The organism is Xaviernesmea oryzae (genome assembly GCF_900109605.1).
GTDB lineage: Bacteria > Pseudomonadota > Alphaproteobacteria > Rhizobiales > Rhizobiaceae > Xaviernesmea > Xaviernesmea oryzae.
This window is the reverse complement of sequence record NZ_FOAM01000019.1, coordinates 98745-113824: the sequence shown is the minus strand read 5'-3', so window position 1 is coordinate 113824 and position 15080 is coordinate 98745. Positions and strand designations below refer to the sequence as shown.

At 61.2% G+C, this 15080-nt stretch carries 14 protein-coding genes; 8 read left to right on the top strand and 6 right to left on the bottom strand.

Annotated elements, in window-relative coordinates:
- The coding region (locus BMX61_RS20385) for a helix-turn-helix domain-containing protein (protein WP_139198923.1) at window positions 1-258 on the bottom strand (258 nt) is incomplete at its 3' end.
- Window positions 259-406: 148 nt separating this feature from the next.
- On the opposite strand from BMX61_RS20385, the gene BMX61_RS24825 reads away from it, so the two are divergent.
- The 3 genes from BMX61_RS24825 (at window position 407) to BMX61_RS20375 (ending at window position 1932) form a co-directional block, all read left to right on the top strand.
- On the top strand, window positions 407-571 hold the full coding sequence (locus BMX61_RS24825; RefSeq protein WP_170854991.1) for a hypothetical protein: 165 nt from the start codon (window positions 407-409) through the stop codon (window positions 569-571).
- Between the two features lie 80 nt (window positions 572-651).
- Window positions 652-1524, top strand: a complete 873-nt coding sequence (locus BMX61_RS20380) for an isocitrate lyase/phosphoenolpyruvate mutase family protein (RefSeq protein WP_075628825.1) — start codon at window positions 652-654, stop codon at window positions 1522-1524.
- Window positions 1525-1644: 120 nt separating this feature from the next.
- Window positions 1645-1932, top strand: coding sequence for a helix-turn-helix domain-containing protein (locus BMX61_RS20375; protein WP_075628824.1), 288 nt, complete (start codon window positions 1645-1647; stop codon window positions 1930-1932).
- A 9-nt stretch (window positions 1933-1941) separates the two neighbouring features.
- On the opposite strand, the gene BMX61_RS20370 is transcribed toward BMX61_RS20375, so the two are convergent.
- The 3 genes from BMX61_RS20370 to BMX61_RS20360 are packed head-to-tail and all read right to left on the bottom strand — an operon-like array spanning window position 1942 to window position 7416.
- A complete protein-coding gene (locus BMX61_RS20370) occupies window positions 1942-5229 on the bottom strand; it encodes an error-prone DNA polymerase (RefSeq protein ID WP_075628823.1) in 3288 nt (1095 codons plus the stop codon).
- Window positions 5226-6746 (bottom strand): Y-family DNA polymerase, encoded by a 1521-nt coding sequence (locus BMX61_RS20365; RefSeq protein ID WP_075628822.1) that lies wholly within the window; start codon window positions 6744-6746, stop codon window positions 5226-5228. The genes BMX61_RS20370 and BMX61_RS20365 overlap by 4 nt, the downstream gene beginning before the upstream one ends.
- Complete coding sequence (locus tag BMX61_RS20360; protein ID WP_075628821.1) at window positions 6661-7416, bottom strand: ImuA family protein; 756 nt, start codon at window positions 7414-7416, stop codon at window positions 6661-6663. The genes BMX61_RS20365 and BMX61_RS20360 overlap by 86 nt, the downstream gene beginning before the upstream one ends.
- 305 nt (window positions 7417-7721) lie before the next feature.
- Here BMX61_RS20360 and BMX61_RS20355 point away from each other — a divergent pair, with 305 nt between their 5' ends.
- The 3 genes from BMX61_RS20355 (at window position 7722) to BMX61_RS24820 (ending at window position 9483) form a co-directional block, all read left to right on the top strand.
- Complete coding sequence (locus BMX61_RS20355) at window positions 7722-8075, top strand: hypothetical protein (RefSeq protein WP_075628820.1); 354 nt, start codon at window positions 7722-7724, stop codon at window positions 8073-8075.
- Window positions 8076-8084: 9 nt separating this feature from the next.
- Window positions 8085-9179 (top strand): DNA polymerase IV, encoded by a 1095-nt coding sequence (gene dinB, locus BMX61_RS20350; RefSeq protein WP_075628819.1) that lies wholly within the window; start codon window positions 8085-8087, stop codon window positions 9177-9179.
- A gap of 145 nt (window positions 9180-9324) precedes the next feature.
- Complete coding sequence (locus BMX61_RS24820) at window positions 9325-9483, top strand: hypothetical protein (protein ID WP_170854990.1); 159 nt, start codon at window positions 9325-9327, stop codon at window positions 9481-9483.
- Between the two features lie 318 nt (window positions 9484-9801).
- Here the strand turns inward: BMX61_RS24820 and BMX61_RS20345 are convergent, their stop codons facing one another.
- Window positions 9802-10086, bottom strand: a complete 285-nt coding sequence (locus tag BMX61_RS20345) for a hypothetical protein (RefSeq protein WP_075628818.1) — start codon at window positions 10084-10086, stop codon at window positions 9802-9804.
- A gap of 346 nt (window positions 10087-10432) precedes the next feature.
- Window positions 10433-11401, bottom strand: coding sequence for a 3'-5' exonuclease (locus tag BMX61_RS20340; protein ID WP_075628817.1), 969 nt, complete (start codon window positions 11399-11401; stop codon window positions 10433-10435).
- A gap of 776 nt (window positions 11402-12177) precedes the next feature.
- Between BMX61_RS20340 and BMX61_RS20335 the strand changes: the two genes are divergently transcribed.
- Both BMX61_RS20335 and BMX61_RS20330 read left to right on the top strand, forming a co-directional pair.
- Window positions 12178-14547: a bifunctional diguanylate cyclase/phosphodiesterase gene (locus tag BMX61_RS20335; RefSeq protein WP_324610614.1), complete on the top strand. Its 2370-nt coding sequence runs from the start codon at window positions 12178-12180 to the stop codon at window positions 14545-14547.
- 10 nt (window positions 14548-14557) lie between these two features.
- A complete protein-coding gene (locus BMX61_RS20330) occupies window positions 14558-14989 on the top strand; it encodes a BLUF domain-containing protein (RefSeq protein ID WP_083639554.1) in 432 nt (143 codons plus the stop codon).
- Window positions 14990-15080: the final 91 nt, after the last annotated feature.

Genomic DNA, 15080 nt, shown 5'->3' with positions numbered 1-15080 from the left:
CAGGCGCTGGCGGCGAAGCGTGACAATGCGCTCCGCCAGCGCCTGACCGGTCATCCTGGGGCTTGCATGGGGTCGCGACGAGCGGTCGATCATGGCGTCCCGGCCGCCTTGCCGGAAGCGCTCGGTCCAGCGCCTGATGATCTTGGCGCAGACGCCAAACATGCGCGCGGCCTGGGAAACCGGCATGCCAGCCAGCACCAGACGCGCCATTTCTTCTCGACGCAAAGGCGTCAGTCGGGCATTCTTATGGATGTTCATTCGGGGCCTGCGATCCAGGAACTGAGGTGTGGTAACTCCAGTCTCCTCGATCAGCCCCGAATGGACAACCTCCTGAAAGCTCACAACTAGCCGCCTTGCGACCATTCGCCCGTCCCAACTCAAGCTCGGGACCGTCAAGGTCGCTGCTGTGCGCGAACAGGGCATAGACGTGATAGCGCACAGCCAGGGTGACGCCGGGCAGCTGATCATCGATGATGACATGGATTTCGCCCGCTATCTGCTGGCCGGATTTGCAGCAGTCGTCGTGCCGGCGGCGGCTTTATGGTCTCGCCCCGCATTCGCCTGTTCTTGAGCCTGATCGTTCAGCGCGTGCGAGAGTGCCTGTGCCGCATCTTCGTCGCTTGCGAAGTTCTATTCTTCAGGAGATCCGTCATGCGGTCTGCAAGATCCCTGCGTAAGCAAATAGCCGAGCGCCGGCTCCTGCGCGCCATGTCGGCGCACAGCCCGCTCTCGGCAATCTTGGTCGAAGAGGCCGGGTTTGACGCCATTTGGGCATCCGGCTTTGAACTTTCGGCTCTCTACGGCCTGCCGGACATGAGCCTGGTCAGCATGACACAGCATCTCGACATGGTGCGGGCGATGGCCGGCCGGGTGTCGCTGCCCATTATCGCCGACATCGACACGGGCTTTGGCAATGCCGTGAACGTCATCCACGCCGTGCGCGAATATGAGCGGGCTGGCGCGGCGGCCGTCGTGATCGAGGACAAGAGCTTTCCCAAGGTGACCAGTCTGGTGACCGGTGGGCGACAGGAGCTCGTGCGGACGCAGGAATTCGTCGGTAAGATCGAAGCGGCTGTGGCCACCCGCCGTAATCCTGACTTCCTGATCATCGCCCGGACGGAGGCGCTGATCGCCAGCCGGGGCGAAGCCGAAGCCTTGGAGCGCGCCGCAGCGTATGAACTGGCCGGCGCCGACCTCGTGCTCGTTCATTCCAAGCAGAAGACGCCGGCCGAAATCGAAAGCTTCGCGCGATCCTGGCAAGGCCGCGTCCCCCTGGTGATCGTTCCGACAGCCTATCCAGAACTTAGCGAAAGTCGGATCAGGGCGCTCGGCAAGATCGGTATCGTGATCTATGGAAACCATGCGGTTCGGGCCTGCGTGGCTGCGATGCGAAACGTGTTTGGTCGCATTATCGAGGCTGGCGGCGCCCTGGCTGTCGACAAAGACATCGCCTCAGTGGCCGAAGTTTTCCACCTTCAGAACATGGAAGTCGCCAAGCTGAGTGAGGAGGCGTTCCTGCGATGAGCAGGACATGGTCCATTTGAATCATCTCAATCCCATGCGTGACATCCTGGCGCGTTTTTTGTCGCTTTTCGCATAAAATAGCCAGTTATTTAATTGTGCTCTGAATGATCATGTGGGTCTATGACGCCGCGTGATCTTTTAGCTTGGAATGTGAAGAAGCTGCGCGTTCTGAAGGGGCTGTCTCAGGAACGGCTGTCGTTGGAGGCCGGATTGGAAAGAGTATCGATCTCCCAGATAGAGCGTCAGTGCGTCAACCTTGGGATCGATTCACTGGGGAAGATCGCAACCGCATTAAACGTCAAGGTCGCTGAGCTTTTCGCTGTGCCTGCTGAGGGAGAACAGCGCCCCTCCAATCTCCCTCGGGGGCGCAAAAACAGCAGCTCAAGCGACAGGGGTAGCTTTAGATAGGCTGGCGGCCTACCGAAAGTCTCGCGTCTTCACCGTGATCGTATCGAGATGCAGATCCGGGATATAGATGTCCCGTGTTCCCAACCCTCCTGTTGTTAATGCCCGTGGCGGTCGATCACGCGGGTCAGGCGTTGGAGAGCCGTGGTGAAATTCGTCACCGCGGCCGTGGGGCAAGGGAAAGGCGCCATCGCGCTCTCCGATGCTGGCCAGGGCGTCGGACAGATCAGTCAAGCGTTGAGCGACGAGATGGACCACCTCCCCTTCCCGCTGGACCCGGCCTCGCACCGCGATCAAGCCGGCCGAGAGGATCGTGCGCCGGTTGACCTCAAAAACCTTTGGCCAGACAACGAGATTGGCGATCCCGCTTTCATCCTCGAGCGTGATGAACATCACTCCCTTGGCCGAGCCGGGGCGCTGGCGCACGAGCACGAGGCCGGCTGCTTCGAGCCAGCGGCCATCACGCGCCTCCATCGCATCGCGGCACGTGACGATGCGTCGGCTCTTGAGCTCGGCGCGCAGGAAGGCCAAGGGATGATCGCGCAGCGACAGGCCGGCATGACGATAGTCCTCGACCACATCGCCGCCCGCTGCCAGCGGGCGCAGCGTGACGGTTGGTTCATCGAGTTCCTGGACGGTCCGCTCCTCGCGCGCGGACGCCGCGGCAAAGAGCGGCAAGGGCTCGTCGCGCAGCGCCTTGATCGCCCAGAGCGCGTCCCGGCGGGCAAGGCCGAAGGCGGGGCGGAAGCCATCGGCTTCGGCGATCTGCCTGAGCGCGGCCACCGGCACGCCTGCACGGCGCCAGAGATCGTCGACCGATGAAAAGGGCAGGCTCGCCCGTGAAGCGACCAGGCGGGCGGCATGAACATTGGCAAGACCCTTGACCATTCGCAGGCCCAGCCGCACGGCAAAGCGCCCTTCTTCGCCTGCCGGCTCCAGCGTGCAGTCCCATCGCGAGGCGTTGGCGCAGATCGGGCGGATCTCGACGCCATGATCGCGCGCATCGCGCACGATCTGAGCCGGGGCGTAAAAGCCCATCGGCTGGCTGTTCAGCAGTGCGGTGCAGAACACATCGGGATGCCAACATTTCAGCCAGGCAGAAGCATAGGCAATCAGCGCGAAGGAGGCGGCGTGGCTTTCGGGAAAGCCGTAGGAGCCGAAACCTTCGAGCTGCTTGAAGGTGCGTTCGGCGAACTCCGCCTCATAGCCATTGGCGACCATGCCGGAGACGAGCTTGTCCTTGAAGGCAGAGACGCCGCCGGTGAACTTGAAGGTTGCCATGGACTTGCGCAGCATGTCGGCCTCACCCGGCGTGAAACCAGCGCATTCGATGGCGACGCGCATTGCCTGCTCCTGAAACAGCGGCACGCCGAGCGTCTTGCCGAGCACCTTCTCGAGTTCGGGCTTGGGAAAGACCACAGCCTCCTTGCCCTCGCGTCGGCGCAAATAGGGATGGACCATATCGCCTTGGATCGGCCCCGGCCGGACGATCGCCACCTGGACGACGAGATCGTAATAGGTGCGGGGTTTCAGTCGCGGCAGCATCGACATCTGCGCCCGGCTTTCGATCTGAAATGTGCCAAGCGTATCGGCACGGCGGATCATCGCATAGGTGCGCGGATCCTCGGCGGGAATGGTGGACAGATCGAGCGCGATGCCCTTGTGCTCCTCCAGGAGATCGAGCCCCTTCTTCATGCAGGTGAGCATGCCCAGTGCGAGGACATCGACCTTCATGAACTTCAGGGAATCGATATCGTCCTTGTCCCATTCGATCACCTGGCGGTCGACCATGGCCGCCGGCTCGATCGGCACGAGGTCGTCAAGGCGGTCATGGGTCAGCACGAAACCACCCGGATGCTGGGAGAGATGACGTGGCGCACCCATCAACTGGCGCGCAAGATCGAGCGTCAGGCGCAGCCGACGATCGGAGAGGTTCAGGTTGAGCGCCTGAACATGCTTGTCCTCGACCCCCTCCTCCGACCAGGACCAAAGCTGTGACGACAGTGCGCCGACCAGATCCTCCGGCATGCCGAGCGCTTTGCCAACATCGCGCAATGCGCCCTTCGCACGGTAGCGGATGATGGTCGAACACAAGGCGGCATGGTCGCGGCCGTAGGTCTCAAACACCCACTGCATGACGATCTCGCGCCGCTCATGTTCGAAGTCGACGTCTATATCGGGCGGCTCATGGCGCTCTTCCGAAACGAAGCGCTCGAACAGGAGATCGTTGCGCGAGGGATCGATCGAGGTAATGCCCAAGACATAGCAGACGGCCGAATTCGCTGCCGATCCCCGGCCCTGGCAGAGAATGTCCTTCGACCGGGCGAAACGGACGATGGCGTTGACGGTCAGGAAGTAGGGCGCATAACCGAGCTTCTCGATCAGATGAAGTTCATGAGAAAGGCTGGCTGTGACGCTATCGGGCAAGCCCTCTGGATAGCGCGCCGCAGCCCCTTCCCAGGCTAGCTTTGCCAGCGTCTCCTGCGGCGTTAAGGTCGGATCGTCGCGCTCCTCGGGATATTGATAGGCGAGCTCGTCGAGCGAGAAGCGGCAGCGCTGCGCGATCTCGAGGGTGCGGGCGAGCGCCTGGGGATAGCGCGTAAACAGCCTGTGCATCTCCTGCGGCGGCTTCAAATAGCGGTCGGCATGACGTTCGCGCCGATCGCCGAGTTCATCAATGGTTACCGTATGGCGGATGCAGGTGACGACATCCTGCAGGATACGTCTGTCGGCCTCATGAAAGAGGACGTCATTGGTGACGACGGTCGCCACCTGCATGCGGGCAGCCAGGTTTGATAGATCGTGCAGGCGCAGCTGATCATTCGGCCGGCGGCGCAGCGTCAGCGCCAGATAGGCGCGGTCGCCGAAGGCGTCGCGCAGCCGGCGCAGGCGAAAGCCTGTCTCCTCGTCGGCCATCTCCGGCAAGAGCACTGCGATCAGGCCCTCGCCATAGGCCACCACATCTGCCCATTCGAGATGGCACCCTCCCTTTCCGGCAATGCCCTTACCGAGCGTCAGGAGGCGGCAGAGACGCGCATAGGCCGGACGATCGATCGGATAGACGAGCAGGCTCGTGCCATCGGCGATATCGAGCCGGCAACCGACCACGAGACGCACGCCGTTTGCCCTGGCCGCCTCATGCGCGCGCACGATGCCGGCCAGGCTGTTCCGATCGGTGATGGCGAGCGCCTCGATGCCAAGGCTGGCCGCCTGGGCAAAGAGCTCCTCGCAGCTGCTCGCGCCGCGCAGGAAGGAAAAGTGCGACGTTACCTGCAGCTCGGCATAGCGCAGCCCGCTCATCCGAAGACGCCGTGCAGAAACCAGCGATGCGAGCCGGTTTCGGCATGCTCGCCATCACCGGCCCGGTAGAGCCAGTATCGCTCGCCTGCCTCATCCTCGCATTGGAAGTAATCGCGCACCGCGACCAGCTCGGCGTCACGCATCCACCATTCGCCGAAGACGCGCTCCGGACCATCGGCGCGCCGCACACGACGGCGGACCCCGCGCCAGGTAAAGGAGACCGGCGGATGGTCGGGCAGCAGCGCGACGGTCTCCACGGGCTCAGGCCGAGGCAGGAGGCGAGCGGGCCGCGGCCAATGGCCGGGCCAGGAGGCGCCACTATCGGGCGCCGTCGCCGCCACTCGCATCAATGATCGCTCGGGCACGTCGCTGGCAACAGGTGCCACGCGATAAAGGGCGCGCTCCCCGACACGGTTTGCCAGCACGTCAATCAGGCCGGTGATGTCGGGCAGGCTCTCCTCGACGAGTGAGCTCATCATCTGACGATGTTCCAGTGGCTCGGCGACGGTCGCAGCAAGCGTCATCACCTCGATGCCCCAGCCTGGCGCAATGGTTTCGATCTTATCGCAGAGAAGGCGTGTCATTCGCCTGACGTCGCGCGCCGGCATGGCCAAGCTCACGCGGACCGCCTGTGGTCGGTTGTCGACGCGCTGACAAATAAGATCGAGCCGCCGCGCGCCCAGGCCCTGCTCCTCCAGGCGTTCACAAAGCTGGACGACCAGCTTGCCGATGTACCGAGCAATCGTCTCGGCCGCGCCGATCGGCTCGGCAAAGAGGCGACGCACCTCGATCAGATCGTCTGGGCGGATCGCCTCGATCGGTTCGGCGAGCAGGCCAAGCATCTGCTCGATCCGGCGGGCAATCTCAGGGCCGAAGCGCAGCGTCAGCGGTGCGCGCGGCTGATCGACGAGATCGCCGACTGTGCGAAAGCCGAGAAGACGCAGATCTGCAGCCAGAGGACCAGCCAGACGCAGGGCTTCCAGCGGCAGGCCGCGCAGCAGGGTCCTATCGTGGGCAACGGGCGCTAGGGCATCCTCCTTATCACCGAAGCGCGCCAGTGCATGCGCCGCACCCCAGGTGTCGGCTATCGCAGCGCGGGCGGCTACGCCGGACATGGCGAGACGGCCGACGAGACCGTCCAACATGGCCGCCTCGCCACCGTGCAGATGATCGGCTCCGGCCGTGTCGACAACGATGCCGTCGGGCGGGTCGGCGGAGACGACAGGCGCAAAGCGCAACATCCAGGCCGCCAGTCGCTCCAGGGCCTCGGCATCGGCGATGGGATCGGCATCCTGCAGGATGAGGTCGGGCACAAGCGCCTGCGCCTTGGCAGCCGCCATGCCGACGCGCAGGCCAGCTGCCTGGGCGCTGGCGTCAGCAGCCGAGACCAGACGCCGATTGCCGGTTCGCATCACCAGCACCAGCGGCGTCTCAGGCGGAGGTGCTGTGACGCCAGCCTTGCGCCGCAGCCGGTCGGTGGGCCAGGTCGGCAGGTAGAGCGAGACAACCCGCGCCATCGCAAGCCTCCAGTTCGAAATCGGCACTTTCGCCCGCGCGGGCACGGATGAGTTCGACGAGCCAGCGCGCACGTCCGACCCCCGGCACTGGCAACGCCACGGATGGCAGGACAGATACGCGCCAGCGGGTCATGGCCGCGGTCGGCTGGCCGAAATCGCTGGCGTCCACCTGCCGGCGCCAGCGACGCAGCGCCAAGCCGAGCGAGCCGGTGCCCTCGGCCGCCAGCTGAAGCCGGCGGGATGCCGTCATCGAGAGGCGCGCGACCTCGCCGACGGCAGCACCGAGCCCGCCATGGCGCAACGCTTCCTCCATGCAGGCAAGCACCGTCTTGTCGTCGCCTGCCTCGACATAGATGACCCGATCAGCTGCGAGCCCGGCCTGGGCCAAGGCAGGCGCAAAAAGATCCGGCTCGGTGATGCACCAGAGAACCTTGCCGCGCGTGCGGGCCGCAATGCCGGCCGTGAACAAGGCGCCGGCCGCGCCATCGACCGTGCCGTTGCCACCGCCGGCCACCTCATGCAGCGCCCCCAGCGCCAAACCACCGCCAGGAAGCCGGTTGTCGATCTCAGCAAGGCCGAAGGGCAACACTTGGCGAACGCGACTTCCAGTCCCCTCGATCCGTTCGATACGGGCCCTGAGCTCGGCAAGACGAAGAGGAGCCTCGGGCATGTGAATTGGGTCTCCAGGTGATTTGCATGTGGCAATCGAGGTGATATGTTCATTTTTTGTTCCAGACTGTTGCACGAGTCAATCGGCGCTTACTAAGACTGGTAACGGCGGCAAAGATGATGCAATGGCACAAACGGCGGAAAAGCGAGCGCGTTCAGATAGATAAATATTCCTTTCTGCAGGAAATATTTCTTATCCACAGGTCGACGGATAATTGCTGGAAACCGCCTCAGGCAGACATGCAGTAGACACGGGGGGCATTGGTTTCGCCGGATGTCGGAATCACCGGGAGGGAGACGCTTGGCATGTACAATCACGAAACCTCTACCGACCTCTATCCGAACCGCCCCCTCCGGGCGATCCGCCCCTTCAACGATGGACAGACACCCACCGCCATGACCTCAGACAGGTCGGCAGGGGGCCAGCATCTCGAATCTCCCGATGTGCATGACAGGGAGAGCACCCGCTTTGCCTTTCTGGCCAGTAATCTCTGCGGCGTAGGGAAACTGGTCGGCAAAAAGGGCGAAGCCGGTGACTGTCATCTGCCGAGCCGGACCAGCGGCTTGGCGAAGAGCCTTAGGGCACAAGCCAAGGCGCTGCAGCACCCTTTTCTCGTCCATCGCCTGCTCATCGTCACGCGCGAAAAAGCCAGGTTTTGAAAGCCCATGATGGATACCGCCACCCCTCCTTTGCTCCGCAAGATCATCCATGTCGACATGGATGCCTTCTATGCCTCCGTCGAGCAGCGCGACAATCCATCCCTGCTTGGCCAGCCCGTCGCGGTTGGCGGTGCGGCGGCACGCGGCGTGGTAGCGGCGGCCAGCTACGAGGCGCGAGCCTTCGGCGTGCGCTCGGCCATGCCCTCGGTCACCGCTCTTCGCAAATGCCCGCAACTGATCTTCGTCAAGCCGCGCTTTGAGGTCTATCGCGCGGTCTCGCAGGAGATCCGGGCGATCTTCGCGCAATACACCCATCTGATCGAGCCGCTTTCGCTCGACGAGGCCTATCTCGACGTGACCGAAAACCTGAAGGGCATGGCGATCGCCACCGAGATCGCGGCCGAGATCCGTGCCCGCATCAGGGCGACGACCGGGCTGAATGCCTCGGCGGGGATCTCGTATAACAAGTTCCTCGCCAAGATGGCGTCCGACCTCAACAAGCCGAATGGCCAGGCCGTCATCACGCCGAAGAACGGCCCGGCCTTCGTTGCCAGCCTGCCGGTCAAGAAATTTCACGGCGTCGGCCCGGCGACCGCCGAGAAGATGCAGCGCCTCGGGATCGAAACCGGCGCGGATCTGAGGGAAAGGTCGCTTGCCTTCCTCACCGATCACTTCGGCAAGTCCGGCGCCTATTTCTACGGAATCGCGCGCGGCGTCGACCAGCGCGCGGTCAAGCCCGACCGCGTGCGCAAATCGATCGGCGCGGAAGACACCTTCGCACAGGATCTCATTGAGCTCGCCGCCGCCAAGGCGGAGCTTGCACCGCTCGCCGCCAAAGTCTGGCGTCACGCTCACACACATGCGCTTGCGGCAAAGACGGTGACGGTGAAGATCAAATATGCCGATTTCCAACAGATCACCCGCAGCCTGACGGTCGCCCATCCCTTTGCCGGCGAACATGAGATCCTGGCGCATGCGGAGCGGCTGCTCGAAGGGGCCTTCCCCTTTCGAAAGCCTGTGCGGCTTCTCGGCGTGACGGTGTCAAAGCTCCAGCCAGAGGCCGAGGGCGAGGCGCGGCAGCTGGATCTCGCGATGGGGTTTTGAGGGGTGCGCGCCGAGGCCGGATCTGCGGTTCCGTCATAGAGCAGATCGGCATTTTCTCGATGGGCATTTCTGCCCGTTTAATCCCGGGCGGCAGGGCTGTTAACCTCTCAGGGCAAATCGGCAAAACCAACTCGAGGACATCACCATGAACGAGAGCATCAGAAATTATGTCGCCAGTATGCTAATTGAAATTGCACGGATGGTCCCGTCATCCAGGCAGCCGTTTTTGGCCTATCTGATTGAGATGGCAGCGATCGAGGCGAAAAATCAAAAGCCGTCTGACGTCCGGAAAACACCATCATAACGCGCGTGCGCATGATGTGCGGAGGTGGGATGCCGATTGAGGGTGGATACTTTCACAATACGTCGTAGCACGGAAAGGAGCGTCTAGACTTTTTCGCCATCCAGCGGTCAGAAACCGCGTCAAAATCGACGTGTGCTTAAGAGGCCATGGCCGTGTAACGAGGCTCTCTGGTCTCGAATTCAAGAGACTGTGTGCGCCCATGAAACGAACGCAATTTCGAACCCTGAGACCGGCAAGCCTAATTCAAATCAGGTCGTGGCTATGGCTCTTGAACACGCACCGTCTCGCCGAGCCGACCATCGCTCTTTTCTCGCGATGTTACCCGGATCGTGATCGGATTTCTCCACATTCCTGATCGGCGATGGCCTTAACCACCTCAAAATCCATGGCAGCACGCGGCTCTATCCGGGCGATTTCGCTGGCGACCTTGGCCCAATGCCAGTGTTCGCCGACATCCCCTTGCATTCGGCTGCGCGCAGCGCGTCGCTGTGCCTCATAATAGGCATTGACCGGATCTCCTGCAGCAAGACGCCTGGCATCCTCCTGCCAACGACGGCGAACGGCGCGCCGTTGCAAGATCCATCGTCGCAGAATCGCGATCATGGGCGCGCTCGGTGCCAGACGAGCATGTCTAAAGGACGAACCCCAAGTGCGGACCGGTCACCACAAAACAGCATACCAGACTCCTCCACGTCACGAAGCTCGATCGAAACCGTCAGTCACCGCTTTGCGCGCATCCTCAAGCAAGAACCCGCCAGATCGCCGCGCTGCAGAGGTTTCGGTATCTCAGCCACACCCCGCATCTGCTGTCGAGTTAAATGATGACCTTCTGATAGAGGACGAGTAGTCGGATATGCAGACCGACTGGCATTGGGCAGTCGGCTGAGGGCATCATTGCGGCGAAAGCCGCATCGATCTGGAGAAATGCACGTCACACCATGCGCGTTGTTCAGCTTGCCCTGAAGCGATCGAAGGCCGTAAGATGCTTGACGGGCGGATCTGCCTCCCATCGGTAAATTTCCGTTCGCAGGAAATGAAGCTCTTCTTGAAGCGTCTCTTCAGGCAATTCGATCCACCAGGATTTCGAGCGACCGTCGGAACCGTCCGACCAGCGATAACCGCGTGCCTTCAGGTGATCTTTCAGGTCGAAAGGGCTGTTTTCCGCATAAATGCGGACCCGCGAGCGGGAGCTTGCCTGGCAGAGTTCTGCAAATGGCGTCTCTGACCAATGAGGCCGGGCCTGCCCAAGGACCTCAAGGAGCGCACAGCAATCATCGACCGCGCGGTGTCCGTCATGGAAATATCCTGACTGTCCGATCAGATAGCCCAGCTTCGTGCCCTCGAAACCACGCGCCGACCAATCGATTTCAGAGACGGAACAGGCCCAGGCCTTCTTGGCAAAGATCGGCGAAAAGGCCTCGCAGAATGGCCGGTCGAAGCCGGCATTATGGGCGATGATGAGATCCGCTGGATCGATAAGTGCGCGCAGCCGATCCACGTCGATAGACTGACCGGCAACCATATCGTCCGTGATGCCTGTCAGGCGCGTGATATCGGCGGGAATCACGACACTTGGCTGCTGGAGCCCGCCATAGACATCGCAGACGTCGCCGATCTCGCCGGCGTCGTTGAAGGAGAAGGCAATCGCGCCGATTTCGATGATCTCGTCGCACCGGTGATTGAGACCGGTGGTCTCGGTGTCAAGGATGACGCCCCGATGCGAAAACTCGGATCGAAGCCGTTCGGCAATCGCGCGCGGCCGCAGCTTCCGCAAGATCCGATAATCGCCGGTGGCCTCAAGATGGCGGGCCATGGCTTCGTCATCCACGTCCATTTCGGTTTGCTGACTCTTTGAAAGATGCTGAGCCTTGGTGACCGGCGCCACGGCTGCTGCAAACAGGTCGAACTGTGACATCATTCTCGTCCAACTGCCTTGAGGGCGTAAACGTATAGGTGAGTCTATCGCCTCATAGAGGCATGCCCTAAAGCGCAAGACGTCTACCATAGGGAAAACGACCGAGCTCCGGCACCTCCATCGCTCCGACGCCTTACATGAGATTGATCCAGATTGTCCATTTGATGAGGTTCAGGATGGTTCGTTTGGTGTCAGCGCGAACGGGGTAACCCTGATGGACCTCCGCCCTAGCCTCTTCAAACAGGCTCAGCCTTGTCGCTTCTCGCATGATCTAGCGGCGCTCACCGGCGTCAAGAGCATCCTCCGCGACGCGAGTGGCTTGCGGCACTCTCACGGAAGGCTGCTCTTGCAGCGTCTTTGCGCCACCAGCCGCCACCACGCAACAGCGGCACTCGCTGTCGATCATCAGCTCCAAGACATCGCCCATGTGCTCTCGAATGCGCATCGGCCTATCGGGTGTCGATCAGGATGGGCGTGCCTGGAGCGAGGCCGATACATGTCTTCTCACCAGCTGGCTGATCGCTGAGCGGCGACTGCCCCGTTGTGAACTGACGCGTCGTGATCGACGCCCGCGGTGTTCGCAAGGTCAGATGTCTCGCCACGGCTGAAGCACAACCGCGCCGGCTCTTTGGACGCCCCAATCGAGCACGTCAGTCGTGGTTAAGGGCCGTAGGCATAACGGTGCAAATTCGGAGCCAGTCGTTAACTATTGTTCTTGCAGTCGAAGATTACGGGTCAAACGCAACAAGGATATTAATTGATGCCTGTGAGGGTGCCCTATGAGAGGGCATGCCATGCGATATGTTTACACTTGTCTCCGTGAAGCGCACGACCAAACATTGCTTCTATTAGCAGCGCTTGTTTGTCTCGTCGGCGTATATGCATCCCTCGCCGTTGCCCGGCACGCCGCACGGACGGACGACCGTTCAAGGAGATACTGGGCGGCAACTGCCATCATGGCTGCTGGCTGCACCGCTTGGTCAACACATATGATCGGCCTGCTGGCATTCCGACCAGGGATGCTGTCCGGTTTTGACCCACTTCTGACCGTCCTCTCCCTGGTCCTTGCCGTTGTGGGAATCGGCATTTCGATCGGTAGCATTATCGGACGGCGTAACCGCCGTCGCAGAATGGTGGCTGGCGTCTTCCTTGGCCTCAGTATCGCGCTCCTTCATTACTTTGGACAGTACGCATACAAGGTGACGGGACATATCAGCTGGGATTACAGCCTGGTTGCCCAGTCTCTCATCTTTTCGCTCCCGCTCTTCGGCGTCGGCTTGGTCGCATCCGGCGAACGCCGGTACATGATCCGCCAAGGGTCGACATTCTTGCTCATTGCCGGCATCGGGATTTTGCATTTTTTCGGTATGGCTGCACTGCAGCTGGAGTTCGATCCAGAAGTCGCTCTACCACCAATGTCTCTTGCACCGACAATGATCGCGCCGATCGTCGCATCAGTCAGCGCAGCGTTGGTGTTGCTCGCGCTTGTCGGTCTGCGTCTTTCGCTTGCCGCTCGTGCGCAGACAATTCGCGATCGAAGCAAACTGCGCCAGCTCGCCGACCTTGCCGTCGAAGGACTCGCGATCTGCGACGGCTTGACAATCGATGCGGTAAACGAAAGCCTCTCCCGACTGACAGGCTACTCAGGGACACAACTTTCGGGCAGATCGATTTCCTCTATATTGCCTAGGTTTGATATCGAGGCCGTTCCAGAGCAGGAGGAAGAGGATAGCGAACTGCGAACTGCAATGGGTCAATGCCTCCCGGTGCGGGTCCTGTGGAAGTCGGTGAGTGTCGGAATGCGTCAACAGACGGTCGTGGCGGTCCGAGATCAGAGCGAGCGTCTCCGCAACGAGCAGAAAATTCGATCACTAGCCTTTTCAGACACGCTGACCGGCCTGGCCAATCGATTGCACTTCAACGAGACACTTGCCGCGCAATGCTTTGAGGCTACGAAGAACTCTTCGGCCTTTGCGCTTCTCCTCCTCGATCTCGATCGATTCAAGGCTGTGAACGACACGCTTGGTCATATGGTCGGTGATGAGTTGCTCGTCCGCGTTTCAAAACGTCTGACAAGATGCCGGTCCGATATCTCGGCGATCGCCCGGCTTGGAGGAGACGAGTTCGCGCTGATCGTGAACCGCGTGGATGCAATTTCCCAGCTTGCTGAAACGATCATCGACATGCTCAGTCGTCCGTTCCTGATCGAGGGATCAATCGTCGAGATCGCGGGCAGTATCGGCATTGCCATCTTTCCCGATGGCGGCATGGAGCCTGCGGCGCTGACCCGCCATGCCGATCTTGCGCTCTATGCAGCAAAACACGCAGGTGGAAACACATTCCGCTTTTTCAGCGAGGAGATGAGCAGCAAGGCCGAAACGCGGCGACGGCTGGAACTCGACTTGCGCCGCGCCTTGGCACGCGACGAGCTGGAAGTGCACTACCAGCCGCAGGTTGATCCGGCAACCGCAAGGATCCAAGGTGCGGAGGCTCTGGTGCGTTGGCGTCATCCCACCCGTGGAATGATATCGCCAAACGACTTCATTCCGCTGGCGGAGGAACTGGGCCTGATTGGGGCCCTGGGGGAATGGGTGTTGCGAGAGGCGTGTCGCGAGGCAGCGACTTGGCCTGAAGACGTGACCGTCGCAGTCAACCTCTCGGCCCTTCAGCTGCGCGACGCTGCGCTGCCGCTGACGGTCCAGTCGGCACTCGAGAGCAGCGGGCTGCCTGCGTCCCGGCTGGAGCTCGAGATCACCGAGAGTGCGCTGATGCAGGACGAAACTCTGGCGTTCGAGACGCTGCACAGGCTGCGCGGCATGGGCATTCGGATCTCGATGGACGACTTCGGCACGGGGTATTCATCCCTCAATTACTTGAGACGTTTCCCCTTCAGCAAAATCAAGATTGACCAGTCTTTCGTCAGACACGTCCCGCACGACCAGGAATGTGTCGCCATCGTTCAGGCCATCACCACGCTTGCGTCCAAACTGCAGATGTCGGTCACAGTTGAAGGCGTCGAAACCAATGAACAGCGCGCTTTTACCGTAACGGAAGGTTGCGATCAAATACAAGGCTATCTCATCAGTCGCCCGGTGGACGCCAATGCCGTCAGAACACTGTTGACGGCACAACTTTTAGACGCTGCCTGAGGAGACTGTCTTGCCATTTTATCGCTTGCTCTATCGGAGCAAAATTACACTGAACATGTCGCATGACGAACTCAATCGTCAAATCGATGACATCGTTGCGTCCTCTTGCACCGCAAACGCAGATGTCGGGCTGACAGGTGCGCTGATTGCGTTTGAGGGCATGTTCATACAGGTGCTGGAAGGGTCATTGGCGCCGCTCGAAAGGACGTTCGAACGCATCTGTTGCGACCTGCGTCACCGACACGTTCAGCTGGTGGACCTGGCAGCGGCCGAGCAACGCTTGTTCGCCGACTGGAACATGGTTCGCGTCGATCACGACGGCGGCCTCGCTCGCCTTTATGACATGCTCGGAAAATCCGAGCTTCCGCACCTTGATGTGGCGAAGGCAAGCTCCCTGATCAGCTTGATGCTCTCTGTGCTGCCGCCGTCGCGCGCCCACTGAATGACGCGTAACGAAAGCGACCAAACACTTGGCCTGTCTCGTATGGCCCGCGATGCTGGGCGTTCTCTGAGCATAACATGGTCTCTCCTAC

Coding starts and splice junctions, on each gene's coding strand:
- BMX61_RS20340 (WP_075628817.1), bottom strand. CDS start 11,401: ATGATGTCACAGTTCGACCTGTTTGCAGCAGCCGTGGCGCCGGTCACC.
- BMX61_RS20360 (WP_075628821.1), bottom strand. CDS start 7,416: ATGCCCGAGGCTCCTCTTCGTCTTGCCGAGCTCAGGGCCCGTATCGAA.
- BMX61_RS20370 (WP_075628823.1), bottom strand. CDS start 5,229: ATGAGCGGGCTGCGCTATGCCGAGCTGCAGGTAACGTCGCACTTTTCC.
- dinB (WP_075628819.1), top strand. CDS start 8,085: ATGGATACCGCCACCCCTCCTTTGCTCCGCAAGATCATCCATGTCGAC.
- BMX61_RS20345 (WP_075628818.1), bottom strand. CDS start 10,086: ATGATCGCGATTCTGCGACGATGGATCTTGCAACGGCGCGCCGTTCGC.
- BMX61_RS20365 (WP_075628822.1), bottom strand. CDS start 6,746: ATGGCGCGGGTTGTCTCGCTCTACCTGCCGACCTGGCCCACCGACCGG.
- BMX61_RS20355 (WP_075628820.1), top strand. CDS start 7,722: ATGTACAATCACGAAACCTCTACCGACCTCTATCCGAACCGCCCCCTC.
- BMX61_RS20375 (WP_075628824.1), top strand. CDS start 1,645: ATGACGCCGCGTGATCTTTTAGCTTGGAATGTGAAGAAGCTGCGCGTT.
- BMX61_RS20335 (WP_324610614.1), top strand. CDS start 12,178: ATGAGAGGGCATGCCATGCGATATGTTTACACTTGTCTCCGTGAAGCG.
- BMX61_RS24820 (WP_170854990.1), top strand. CDS start 9,325: ATGAACGAGAGCATCAGAAATTATGTCGCCAGTATGCTAATTGAAATT.
- BMX61_RS20380 (WP_075628825.1), top strand. CDS start 652: ATGCGGTCTGCAAGATCCCTGCGTAAGCAAATAGCCGAGCGCCGGCTC.